At 63.6% G+C, this 12,218-nt stretch carries 11 protein-coding genes; 8 read left to right on the top strand and 3 right to left on the bottom strand.

What is annotated here, in order from left to right:
- The first annotated feature begins 300 nt into the window (after positions 1–300).
- The 3 genes from metK to R1T44_RS00975 all read left to right on the top strand — a co-directional run bounded on the left by metK (position 301) and on the right by R1T44_RS00975 (position 3,583).
- On the top strand, positions 301–1,521 hold the full coding sequence (gene metK, locus R1T44_RS00985) for a methionine adenosyltransferase (RefSeq protein ID WP_043335733.1): 1,221 nt from the start codon (positions 301–303) through the stop codon (positions 1,519–1,521).
- A gap of 133 nt (positions 1,522–1,654) precedes the next feature.
- On the top strand, positions 1,655–2,158 hold the full coding sequence (locus R1T44_RS00980; RefSeq protein ID WP_043335730.1) for a M48 metallopeptidase family protein: 504 nt from the start codon (positions 1,655–1,657) through the stop codon (positions 2,156–2,158).
- Between the two features lie 153 nt (positions 2,159–2,311).
- On the top strand, positions 2,312–3,583 hold the full coding sequence (locus R1T44_RS00975; RefSeq protein WP_054556326.1) for a cation:proton antiporter: 1,272 nt from the start codon (positions 2,312–2,314) through the stop codon (positions 3,581–3,583).
- A 99-nt stretch (positions 3,584–3,682) separates the two neighbouring features.
- Here the strand turns inward: R1T44_RS00975 and R1T44_RS00970 are convergent, their stop codons facing one another.
- Complete coding sequence (locus R1T44_RS00970; protein ID WP_317292404.1) at positions 3,683–4,438, bottom strand: aspartate/glutamate racemase family protein; 756 nt, start codon at positions 4,436–4,438, stop codon at positions 3,683–3,685.
- Positions 4,439–4,847: 409 nt separating this feature from the next.
- Here R1T44_RS00970 and R1T44_RS00965 point away from each other — a divergent pair, with 409 nt between their 5' ends.
- The 3 genes from R1T44_RS00965 to R1T44_RS00955 all read left to right on the top strand — a co-directional run bounded on the left by R1T44_RS00965 (position 4,848) and on the right by R1T44_RS00955 (position 8,816).
- Positions 4,848–6,323 carry an NCS1 family nucleobase:cation symporter-1 gene (locus R1T44_RS00965; protein WP_317292403.1) on the top strand — a complete coding sequence of 492 codons (1,476 nt, stop codon included), beginning with the start codon at positions 4,848–4,850 and terminating at the stop codon, positions 6,321–6,323.
- A gap of 266 nt (positions 6,324–6,589) precedes the next feature.
- Positions 6,590–7,762, top strand: a complete 1,173-nt coding sequence (locus R1T44_RS00960) for a GGDEF domain-containing protein (RefSeq protein WP_317292402.1) — start codon at positions 6,590–6,592, stop codon at positions 7,760–7,762.
- Between the two features lie 178 nt (positions 7,763–7,940).
- Positions 7,941–8,816, top strand: coding sequence for a UDP-2,3-diacylglucosamine diphosphatase (locus tag R1T44_RS00955; protein WP_317292401.1), 876 nt, complete (start codon positions 7,941–7,943; stop codon positions 8,814–8,816).
- Positions 8,817–8,819: 3 nt separating this feature from the next.
- Here R1T44_RS00955 and R1T44_RS00950 read toward each other — a convergent pair whose 3' ends face one another.
- Positions 8,820–9,749 (bottom strand): AEC family transporter, encoded by a 930-nt coding sequence (locus tag R1T44_RS00950; protein WP_054556323.1) that lies wholly within the window; start codon positions 9,747–9,749, stop codon positions 8,820–8,822.
- Positions 9,750–10,133: 384 nt separating this feature from the next.
- Here R1T44_RS00950 and metF point away from each other — a divergent pair, with 384 nt between their 5' ends.
- Entirely contained in the window at positions 10,134–10,985 is an 852-nt protein-coding gene (metF, locus tag R1T44_RS00945) for a methylenetetrahydrofolate reductase [NAD(P)H] (protein ID WP_153636696.1), read from the top strand.
- Between the two features lie 159 nt (positions 10,986–11,144).
- Positions 11,145–11,714, top strand: a complete 570-nt coding sequence (gene sodC / locus R1T44_RS00940; RefSeq protein ID WP_317292400.1) for a superoxide dismutase [Cu-Zn] SodC — start codon at positions 11,145–11,147, stop codon at positions 11,712–11,714.
- A gap of 135 nt (positions 11,715–11,849) precedes the next feature.
- Here the strand turns inward: sodC and R1T44_RS00935 are convergent, their stop codons facing one another.
- Complete coding sequence (locus R1T44_RS00935) at positions 11,850–12,101, bottom strand: YheV family putative zinc ribbon protein (protein WP_043335719.1); 252 nt, start codon at positions 12,099–12,101, stop codon at positions 11,850–11,852.
- Between the last annotated feature and the right edge of the window lie 117 nt (positions 12,102–12,218).

Here is a 12,218-nt window from a genome sequence, read left to right as displayed (position 1 = left end):
TATTGTCACCGAGATGACAGGGCGCGGCAAATCGCATCCGGGATGTGCGCTCGTCCAAAGGTGGCAACGGCTTATTACCCTGTGTGCAGCGCTTGTCGCAAAAAGGTCTCGATTGGACGGCCCCACGGGCCCCATTGCGCTAGGAACTCACATAAGTGGCGTGTAAACTCGCCCCCCCGAGGCTCAACCGCCCGTGTTGAGCTTCATCGTGCGCCGCAAGCGTGTTTCTACTCGGTCGTCAACGCAGTCTGCCGTCAGTGGCCGAATCATCCCCGCATCCGAAAAGAGGGTCGAGGACCAATGAGCGAATACTCACTCTTCACATCCGAGTCCGTGTCCGAAGGGCATCCGGACAAGATTGCCGACCAGATTTCCGACGCCGTGCTCGATGCCATCATCGCGCGCGACAAGCAGGCACGCGTGGCGTGCGAAACGCTCGTCAAGACAGGCGTTGCCATCGTGGCCGGTGAGATCTCCACCAGCGCGTGGGTGGATCTCGAGGAGCTGGTACGTCGTGTCATCACCGATATCGGCTATACCTCTTCCGACGTCGGCTTCGACGGCGAGACCTGTGGTGTCCTCAACCTGATCGGCAAGCAGAGCATCGATATCGCCCAGGGCGTCGATCGCACCAAGCCGGAAGATCAGGGCGCGGGCGACCAGGGCCTGATGTTCGGCTACGCCACCAACGAGACCGACTCCTTCATGCCGGCGCCGATCCACTACGCCCACCGTCTGGTGGAGCGTCAGGCGGAACTGCGCAAGAACGGCATGCTGCCGTGGCTGCGTCCGGATGCGAAGAGCCAGGTCACCTTCCGCTACGACGAAGCCGGCAAGCCGGTCGCCGTCGAAGCCGTCGTGCTGTCGACCCAGCATGACCCGGAAGTGTCCCAGGAAGACCTGCGCGCGATGGTCAAGCGCGAGATCATCGAGCAGGTGCTGCCGGCCGAGTGGCTGTCCGAGACCACCGAATACCACATCAACCCGACCGGCAACTTCGTCATCGGCGGCCCGGTGGGTGACTGTGGTCTGACGGGTCGCAAGATCATCGTCGACACCTACGGCGGCATGGCCCGTCACGGCGGTGGTGCCTTCTCCGGCAAGGACCCGTCCAAGGTCGACCGCAGCGCCGCCTATGCCGGTCGCTACGTGGCCAAGAACGTCGTCGCCAGCGGCCTGGCCGACAAGTGCGAGATCCAGGTCTCCTACGCCATCGGTGTCGCCGAGCCGACCTCCGTCTCGATCAACACCTTCGGCACCGGCAAGATCAGCGATGCCAAGATCGTCGAGCTGGTGCGCGAGCACTTCGACCTGCGTCCGTACGCCATCACTACCATGCTGGACCTGGCGCACCCGATGTATCAGCTGACCGCTGCCTACGGCCACTTCGGTCGTGAGCCGTTCGAGCACAGCTACAGCTGGACCGACGTGAGCGGCGAGCAGAAGACCGAAACCTTCACCGCCTTCCCGTGGGAAAAGACCGATCGTGCCGCTGGCCTCAAGGCTGCGGCTGGCCTGTAAATTCGCCAGCTCGACAGGCCTGGCAGGTGGCGGACGTCTCGCCCCTCGCTTTCGGCGCCATGACAAGAAAACCCGCCTCGGCGGGTTTTCTTGTCTCTGGCCCTCCTTCGGACAGCAACAGGAGAGATGCCCAGTGGCTGATCTACGCTATCTCAAGGGCTACGCCCCCGAGATCCAACAGCAGGCGAGTGAACTGCTGGCGTCGGGCAAGACGGCAGCCTTCTTTCTCGGCAAGTATCCCGAGCCTCATCAGCTGCAGGGTGCGCGGGCGCTGCATGACTACACCATGGCGCTGAAGAATCAGTATCTGCGCAGCTCGGCGCCGATCAGCAAGGTGATCTACGACGACCGGATTCACGTCATCGACAACGCCCTGGGGCTGCACACCTTCGTGTCGCGGGTGCAGGGCAACAAGCTCAAGGCCAAGAACGAGATCCGTATCTCGTCGCTGTTCCGGCGGCTGCCGGAGCCGCTGCTCAACATGATCGTGGTGCATGAGCTGGCGCATCTGCGCGAGAAGGCCCACGACAAGGCGTTCTACCGGCTCTGCTGTCACATGCAGCCGGAGTATCATCAACGTGAGTTCGAGCTGCGTCTCTATCTCTGCCACCGTGAACGCCACGGCGATCTCTGGTAGCCGCGCTCCGTTCTGGTAGCCATGAGCCGCTCTGGGCAGTCACGCTCAGTTCAGACAGCCACGCGGCCGCTCACGCGACAGAAGAACTGGAAAGAATGACAAGGACGTCATGCCATCAGGGGTATCGGCGCCACTGCAAAGGACCGTTTTCGGATGCTCAATCTCGCTGCACTGTTCATCACCATCACTGCCGTGTGCATGTGGTTCAATCATCGCGTCCTGCGGCTGCCGCCGACCATCGGCGTGATGGCCATCGGCCTGGTGCTGTCGCTGGGCGTGATCGGGCTCGATCACTTCGCGGTGACCACCGTCGTGGCCGATACCGCGGAAGACTGGCTGGGGCGCATCAATTTCAACAGCCTGCTGATGGACGGCATGCTGTCCTTCCTGCTGTTCGCCGGCGCGCTGCACGTGGACCTCTCGCGCCTCAAGGCCTACCGGCGCTCCATCGGCCTGCTGGCCACGCTGGGCGTGCTGATCTCGACGCTGGTGATCGGCTCCGCCGCCTGGTGGCTGTTCCAGTGGGCCGGTATCGAGGTGCCCTACCTGTATTGCCTGGTGTTCGGTGCGCTGATCTCGCCCACCGACCCGATCGCCGTGCTCGGCATCATGCGCAGTGCCGGCGCGCCTGCCGACATGGAGATCCGCATCGTCGGCGAATCGCTGTTCAATGATGGCGTGGCGGTGGTGCTGTTCACCGCGCTGCTGAGTGCGGCGTCGGCCGGCAGCGGTGAGGTCGAGCTCGGTCACATGGGGCTCTTGTTCCTCGAGGAAGCCGGCGGCGGCATCCTGCTCGGGCTGGCGCTGGGCGCACTGGTCTATCAGCTGATGCGCAGCATCGACCAGTATCAGGTCGAGGTGATGCTGAGTCTGGCGCTGGTACTGGGCGGTTATGCGCTGGCCTCGGCGCTGCATGTCTCCGGCCCCATCGCGATGGTGGTGGCGGGGCTGATCATCGGCAACATGGCGCGTGATGGCGCCATGTCCGACAACACCCGCCGCTATCTGGACGGCTTCTGGGAGCTGGTCGACGAGATTCTCAACGCGGTGCTGTTCGTGCTGATCGGCCTCGAACTGGTACTGATGCCGATCACGCTGACCTCGATCGGCATCGCGCTGGTGCTGGTGGCGGTGATTCTGCTCTCGCGCCTGGCGCTGATCGGTCTTCCGCTGAGCCTCTTGCGTCGCTGGTACACCTTCCGCCCCGGCACTACGCGCGTGCTCACCTGGGGTGGCCTGCGCGGCGGCATCTCGGTGGCGCTGGCACTGGCGATTCCCGAAGGCGACTTCCGCGAGCCGCTGGTGGTCACCACCTACATCATCGTGCTGTTCTCGATCCTCGTGCAGGGATTGAGCATCGGCAAGCTGGTGACGGCGGTGGTCGGCGATCGCAGCCACTCGGGAGAGTCGAACGACAAGCACTGAGTCAGAGTCGGCCAATGCAAACGCCCCTTCACTGACAGCAGTGAGGGGGCGTTTTCGTTTCGGTCGCGAGGCGCCAGCCAAGGGCAGTTTGCTGGCGACTCAAAGAGCCGCCAGGCCCCGGGCAAAGACACCGCTGAGGGGTTTCACCTCACCCGCTTGCTTCGCGCGAGCGACAGCGAGCTGGCGCATCAGGGTCAGCAGCAGATCGCGCCCCGCCAGCAGCGGGTCGACCACCGGCAGGCCGATCTCTGACGCGATGGCATCACGCAGCGGCCCCATCGCAGCGCAGCCAAGCACGATGCTGCCGGCACCGCTGGCTCTGGCGTGTTCACAGCCCTCCAGCAATGCCGCGGGGGGAGTGCGCGCCTCGGACAGCGCGAGTACCGGTACGTCACAGGCCAGCAGCGCCTTGCACAGGGGGCGCATCGCATAGCGCTCCAGCAGCTGCTCGGACATCGGCAGCGTGCTGGTCATGCTGGTGACGATGGCAAAGGAGGGAGCCGCCAGCGTGGCCATGTGCATGGCGGCCTGAGCGATGCCGATCACCGGCACGGGGCTCAGTTCACGGGCGGCCTCGAGGCCGGGGTCACCGAAGCAGGCCAGCAGATAGCCATCGGCGGGCGGAGTCTCCAGCAGGCCCTCACGATCACGGGCGATCAGCGCCAGCAGCGCGACCACCGCCATGGCTTCCTCGACGGCGGTCTCGATGCTGGGGGCGCCATGCTCGGCAGTCAGCACCTCGAGGTGGACGTCCCGGGCGAGCTGCCGTTGCAGCGAGTGCGCCATCTGCTGACTCATCGCCTGGCTGGTGTTGGGATTGATGACCTTGAGACGCAACATGGCGGGCTCTCTCATGATGGTGGGCTCGTGATGGACTTTCGCGTGACGGGCTTTTTCGTGACGGGCTTTCTCGTGATGGCGCGCGTCGGATGCGGCCGTACGAGTGGAGCACACAAAACACGAGCAGCATCCGTGCCAGTCCCGGCGACACCTGCTGGCGCAACGTTCGTTTCATTGGCGGTGCGCTGCTGTGGTGCATATGGCTAATACAGCGGAAGTTGATGGTGCCTAATGTCTCAGGAGTTGCCACGCACATGACGTTGCTGGCAGGGGTGTCACGCAGATCGGGCCTTGGGGAAAACGCTTGGAGACTGAAAATCCGCAACAAGTGTTTCACTGGCACGCTTGTTGATAAGGGGAGGGTATGGCGAGGCATGACGCCTCGTGACTGGCCCATGGCCCACAAGCCCCTCTGGAGACAACAATGACACCCCAGACTCCCCCTGATCTGAGCAGCGCGAGCAAGCGGCTCATCAATGAGGACCTCGCCCCCTGCGAGCAGAACTGGAACTGGTACAACATCTTCTCGTTCTGGATGTCCGATGTGCACAGCGTCGGTGGCTACGTCTTTGCCGCCAGTCTGTTCACCCTGGGGCTGGCCAGCTGGCAGATTCTGGTCTCGATGCTGGTCGGCATTCTGGTGGTGCAGGTGTTCGCCAATCTGATCTCGCGGCCCAGTCAGCAGACGGGGGTGCCCTTCCCGGTGGTCTGCCGTCAGTCCTTCGGCATCTATGGTGCCAACATTCCGGCGATCATCCGCGGGCTGATCGCGGTGGTGTGGTACGGCATCCAGACGTATCTGGCGGCGCATGCCTTGATGCTGGTGCTGCTGCGCTATGTGCCGTCGCTGGAAGGGCTGACCGAGACCCAGCTGTTCGGGCTCTCGCAGCTGGGCTGGTACTGCTTCCTGTTCATGTGGGTGCTGCAGGCGCTGGTGTTCTGGTGGGGCATGAATGCGGTGCGGCGCTTCATCGATTTCGCCGGGCCAGCCGTCTATGTGGTGATGTTCGCGCTGGCGGGCTGGATCGTCTGGCAGGCCGGCTGGGACAACATCAGCTTCACGCTGGGCAGCAAGACGCTCTCGGGCAGCGACGCCCTGTGGCAGATGGTGATCGCCGCGGCGCTGGTGGCGGGCTACTTCGCGGGGCCGACGCTCAACTTCGGGGACTTCTCGCGCTACTGCGCTACCCCCGGGGATGTGAAGCGCGGCAATTTCTGGGGCCTGCCGGTCAACTTTCTGTTGTTTGCCGTCATCACCGTGGTGGTGGTGTCCGGCACGCAGCCCATCTTCGGCGAGATGCTGCATGACCCGATGGAGACCGTCGCCCGCATCGACAATGGCGTCGCGGCAGCGCTGGGCATCCTGACCCTGGTGCTGGCGACCATCGGCATCAACATCGTGGCCAACTTCGTGTCCCCGGCGTTCGACTTCTCCAATGTGGCACCGTCCCGCATCAGCTGGCGCATGGGCGGCATGCTCGCTGCCGTCGGCTCCATCTTCATCACGCCGTGGAATCTGTTCAACAACCCGGAGATCATCCAGTACACCGTGGGCATCCTCGCCGCAGCCATCGGCCCGGTGTATGGCGTGATCCTGTTTGACCACTATCTGGTCAACAAGGGCGGCATCAACACCAAGGCGCTGTTCACTGACAGCGCGGAAGGCGAGTACTTCTTCGAGAAGGGCGTCAACGTCGCGGCGGTCAAGGCGCTGCTGGTCTCCTCGGCGGTGACGCTGATCATCAGCTTCCTGCCGCTGGGCGACATCACCCACTTCACGCTGTTCATCGGCGGTCTGATGGCGGCAGGGCTTTATGGCATCTTCTCGGGGTACTGGCTGGGAGATGCCGCCTCTGCACGCATCTATGTGCCGGCCGGGGTACGCCAGAAGATGTCATGACGCTCAGGCCGTGAGCTGGCATTGCCTTGGCTTTACCTTCAGCGCCCTGCTGTCGTCATCCACCTCGATGGCGACAGCAGGGCGCTTTCGTTCGTGTTGCCGACACCTCTTTGCCCTTGTTCCGCCTGGCCGGCCTGATGACGCAGCACATTGTTCTATCAGGCAGACGGTAATCTTGCGTTTACTGATCAACTCTTTATTCCAGTGAGGTGTGCTCTGCGCGCGGTGTAACATTGGCTGATGCTACCGAGTGTCGAGGATGGAACATGCTGCTTCATGAACATCTGATATTGCCGGGCAGGGACGGTTCGGATCTCGAAGCGCAGCACTATCGCACGCGAATCAACAATACCTTCATCATGTTCGCCATGGCGTGCTTCGCCTGCTTCCTGCTGTTTGACTATTTCCAGGTGCCGTCTGCCTGGCAGGCGTTGTGGGTGGGGCGGCTGATCATCTTCCTCTGCTGCCTGCTGTGCATCCTCCAGCTGCGCCGCGGCGGCGTGCATTCGGACAAGATCCTGTTGGCCGGGGCGATACCCGCCAATCTGTTCTTCTGCTTCGGTGCCGCGCTGATTCCGGATGCACTGACGCTGACGTTGTGGAACCTGAGTTTCTCGACCTGCATGCTGATTGCCATGCCCGCCTGGCTGGTGTGGGGCTGGCGCTACCAGCTGGCCAGCAGCCTGCCGCTGATACTGTGTTATGTGCCCATCTATGTGTGGCTGAGTCCCTTGCCGTTGACGACATTGGCCGGTGCGGGTGGTGCCTACATCCTGGGGACCCTCTTCATCGCGCCGGCACTGGCGCACGCACGAGCCTCGACCTTCCATCGCACCATCCGGCTGCAGCGCACGCTGGAGGCGCGCAATCTCGAATTGCACGACATGAATCAGCGGTTGCTCACCCAGCAGAACGAGCTGGAATACCGCGCCAATCATGATTTGCTGACGGGGCTGCCCAACCGTCGTTTCGGCTTTGATTTTCTCGAGCGGATGCTGGCCGAGAGCACGAGCACTCGGCAATGCATGTCGATCCTGTTCGTGGATGTCGATCGCCTGAAGCACGTCAACGACAGCTTCGGGCACGCCGAGGGCGATCGTCTGATCCAGCTGGTGGCCCGGAGTGTCGCCCAGGCGGCCGGTGAAGATGGTCTGGCATGCCGCCTGGGCGGCGATGAATTCCTGGTCGTGATGCCCGGTGCCTGTGATATGGCCAGCCAGCAGGCGACGACCCAGCTGATGCGCCATCTTCAGGAGCAACGCCTGGAGCAGCAAATCCCCTTCCCGGTCGAGGTCAGCATCGGGCGCGTCACCCACGACCCGGTACTGCAGGGCGATGTGGATGTCGATGATCTGATCCATATCGCGGATGACCGCATGTATCGTCAGAAGCGCGCTCGGCGGCGGGCCATGGCGGGCGCCAACGACCCTCAGGCGTGAGAAAGCCCGCGATCTTCCCTTCTTTCATGCTGCAAGTGATTGATGGCAACGGCTGTCATCGCTTTTTCATGTCGCTGTTACGGGTATGTCATCGCCTCCCCTCAGTCTTGCTGGGCAACGACAGGGGCCATCTGGGCCTCGCCTGTCGATTCCGCCTGGCAACCCAGAGGTGACTGACATGACCGCTCCGCAATCGGCTCCCCGTGCTGAAATGCCGCCTGCTCCCGACGCTCTCGGTCAGGTTCGCACGCTGTTCATCTCCGATGTGCATCTGGGGACCCCGGACTGCCAGGCGGCGCTGCTTGCGAAGCTGCTGCGTCGCGTGCGCCCCGAACGCCTGTATCTGGTCGGCGATATCGTCGACCTGCTGGCGATGCGCAAGCGTGCGGTGCTCGACAAGGACCAGCAGGCGCTGGTGGCGCGGGTGCTGCGTCTGGCGCGCAGTGGCTGTGAGGTCATCTACATTCCCGGCAATCATGATGCCGCCTTCCGTCGCCTGTGCGGCCTGAAGCTGCACAACGTGAGCATCGAGCGGCGCGCGATCCATACCACTGGCAGCGGTCGTCGCCTGCTGGTCTCCCACGGCGACGAATTCGACACCCATGTGCGCATCGCGCCGTGGCTGCTCAAGCTGGGCGATGGCATGCACGGCTTCATCCTGTCACTCAATCGCTGGTGCAACCGCGCGCGTGGCATGTTCGGGCTGCCGTACTGGTCGCTGGCCAGTGCGCTCAAGCGTCGTAGCGGCACGGCCCAGCGCTATGTGGCCCAGTTCGAGGAAGCCGCCATGCGCCAGGCGCGTCTCGAAGGCCTGGATGGCTATGTCGGGGGGCATATCCACCAGGCGGGCTTCCGGGTCGAGGAAGGTGTGCTCTATTGCAACGACGGCGACTGGGTCGAGCACTGCACCGCGCTGGCGGAAGATGCCGAAGGCGCGCTGCACCTGATTGACTGGCAGGGTCAGATCATCGAGACGGCGCCGCGCCATCTGATGCCGCGTCAGGCGCCGGCCGCGACGCCCGACGCCGTCACGCCCGAGATGGCTGGTGCCTGAACCTCACCCCAGGCCGCTGATCGCCAGCATCCATGATAGATACAGCGGGATGATCAGCGGCGCCGCCAGGGTGGTCAGCATCACCGCGATCGCGCCCTTGGCCGGCTGGATATTCAGCTCGATGGCCAGCACGACCACATTGGCGGCCATCGGCACCACGCCCAGCAGCAGCAACACCTGCGCCAGCACCGGGTCGAGGGCGAACAGGCTGCCCAGCAGCATCACGCTGCCCAGACTCAGCAGCGGCCACATCACGAAGCGCAGGCCGGTCGCGGCCAGAATGAAGCGCGGGTCGATCTCGCGCAGGCTGACACCGCCCAGCGTCATGCCGATGATCATCATGCCCAGCACCGTGTAGCTGTACTTGAAGTAGTCGAGTCCCTCCATCACCGCCCCCGGTACCTCGAGCCCCAGCGTCCCCACCAGCAGGGCGGCCAGAAAGGCGTAGATCAGCGGCAGACGCACGATCTTGACCAGGCTCTGGCGCATCGAGAACTGCCCGCGCGCACTGACGTAGAAGCCCAGCGTGAACTCATACAGCGTGATGCCGAGCAGGCAGAACAGGTACTGGGTCACGCCTTCCGGCGGCAGCAACAGCATCGCGACCGGCAGGCCGAAGTAGCCGGTATTGCCGGTGCCGGAGGAGAAGGCGAGCAGGGCGGCTTCCTGCGGCGGGAAGAACTTCGCGGCCAGCGGGCGCACCAGCAGGCAGATGCTGCTGGCCAGCGAGAACAGCCCCAGCGTCAGGCCCAGATCACTCAGCGATGGCTCGCCGAGCACCAGCCCGCGGAAGAAGGTCAGCGGCGCGATCACATAGATCAGCAAGGTGGCGATGGGGCGCGGGTCGATCGCGAGGCGGCGCGCGCAGAGGGCGCCGAGGGCGACGAAGGTGATCAGCATCCAGAGCGGTTGCTGCAGATCGATGTGGTCCATCACGGTTCCTTGTGAAGCGTCATTGTCCTTTTGGCTCATCATGCCGTGTGGCCCCTGTCAGCGTCATCCCATGAATGACGCGCATTGCGTCTTTCCTTGATCCGGCTGCGCATCGCGTGGTTGCGCGGCTGGTGAGGGGCAGGACTAAGGGGCAGGACGCCACTGTCAGCAATGGTTATAAACACGCACTTTCTTATATGAATGGTATTGAAGTTGAGGCGAAAACCTTTCATTGGCCGGGGTCGGCGGCGGCGGTCAGAATGCTCGATATGCAGTGCAAGGGCGGTGGCGTGACGCGCCGGACGTGTATTGCTGCACGCACACCGCGAAGTGTGCGGCGATAACGACATCAATGCCGGACACGACGACCGCGAGGGCCGCCCCATGAGTGCAAGCGAACATCCGTCAGGGATCAGCTTCGAATTCTTCCCGCCGAATACCGAGGCCGGGCGTGAAAAGCTCAAGGGGGTTCGCGATCAGCTGGCGGCGCTGGAGCCGGAGTTCTTCTCCGTCACCTATGGCGCGGGTGGCTCCACGCGTGAGCGCACCTTCAACACCGTGCAGTCGGTCAGCGCCAGCGGCATCTGTACCGCGCCGCACCTGTCGTGTGTCGGTAGTGACCGCGGTGAGCTGCGCGAGATCCTGGCGCAATACCGCGAGCAGGGCGTCAAGCGCCTGGTGGCGTTGCGCGGGGACCTGCCCTCCGGGATGGGCTCGCGCAGCGAGCTGCGTTACGCCAACGAGCTGGTCGAGTTCGTGCGCGAGGAGACCGGCGATCACTTCGAGATCGCGGTGGCAGCCTATCCGGAGTGCCATCCACAGGCCGACAACTACCACAGCGATCTCGAGAACTTCGCGCGCAAGATGCAGGCCGGCGCCGATATCGCCATCACCCAGTACTTCTTCAATGCCGATGCCTACTTCCACTTCGTGGAGCGCGCGCGTGCCGCCGGTATTCAGCAGCCGATCATCCCGGGGATCATGCCGATCACCAACTACACCCGGCTGGCGCGTTTCTCTGATTCCTGCGGGGCGGACATCCCGCGCTGGCTCCGCCGGCAGCTCGAGAGCTATGGCGATGACAGCGAGAGCCTCCAGGCCTTCGGCACCGAGGTGATCTCGCGCATGAGTCAGCGTCTGCTGGATGGTGGCGCGCCGGGCCTGCATTTCTATACCCTCAATCAGGCCGAGCCGTGTCTCAAGGTGCTGGAAAATCTGGGGATCTCTTCTCGTTGAGTCACGCGCGCTGGGTGTGCGCGGCAAGTAATTGGAAGAGCGGCATTGAATGTGGCGTCGCTCGCCCTGAGGTCTGACGGGTAGCCGCTTGTGACAGCGGCCCGCAAGCCACTCAAGGCGTCGGCAGTGACGCCGGCCTCAGTGATGGAGAGATTGCTCATGAATCACGAGACACAGCACACGGCATCCTTTACGACCTCGTCCAGAAAGCCCCTCAAGACCGCCGCGACGCTGGCGCTCGGCGCCTGGTTGTTCGGCGGCGTCGCCCAGGCCGCCACCGAGGTGGAAATGCATCGCGTCAGCAGTGATGGCGTCGGCGAGTCCGTCGGCAGTGTCATGGCCGAGGATACCGATGATGGTCTGCTGCTGACGCCGAAGATCGAGGGGCTCGAGAGCGGCATCCACGGCTTCCACCTGCATGCCAATGCCAGCTGCGAACCGGCCGAGAAGGATGGCGAGGCCGTCGCCGCCGCCGCGGCAGGTAGCCACTTCGATCCAGAAGAGACCGGTACCCACCAGGGCCCCTACGGTGATGGCCACCTCGGTGACCTTCCGGCGCTGAGCGTCGATGCCGATGGCAAGATCTCGCTGCCGGTGCTGGCACCGCGCCTCAAGGAAAGCGATCTCAGCGGCCATGCGCTGATGATCCACTCCGGCGGTGACAACTACACCGATACGCCCAAGCTGGGCGGTGGCGGCTCGCGCGTCGCCTGCGGTGTGGTCGACTGAATGATGGTCGATTGAACGGTGGTCGACAGAACAGCGTTCGACTGGTCTGTGGTCAATTGAGCCACCTGCCGAGATGACATGAAAAAGCCCCGCCAATTGGCGGGGCTTTTTCATGTCACAGCGCTACAGCAGATGTCAGTGCAGCTTGCCGGGGTCCAGAATGCGTACTGGCTGAACCTCATCGCTCGCCGGCGTCTCGCGGGGGTCGCTCACGCGCGTGGAAATCTCGGCGAGGGTCGGCGGTTCCTCGATGGCTTGCTGTTCGAAGAAGTCGCAGGACACGCAGTCACGGTAGCGGGTCTCGTTCTGCTCCCAGGTGCGCAGGCGGTCCATTGCTCCGCAGCGCGGGCAGACGGCACCGGCGATGAAGCGCTTGATGGTAGACATGGTGCCTCCAGTCAGGGTCAGGGTAGGTCTGGCAATCCCGCCTCGGGCGGATGATGCGCCATATGATACGCCCCCGACCGGTAAAGGTCAGGGGCGCATGGTCAGCAGCTCGTGGTC

This window comes from Cobetia amphilecti (assembly GCF_032923285.1).
GTDB lineage: Bacteria > Pseudomonadota > Gammaproteobacteria > Pseudomonadales > Halomonadaceae > Cobetia > Cobetia amphilecti.
Note: the sequence above shows the minus strand (reverse complement) of the source record. Positions and strands in the feature narration are given on the sequence as shown.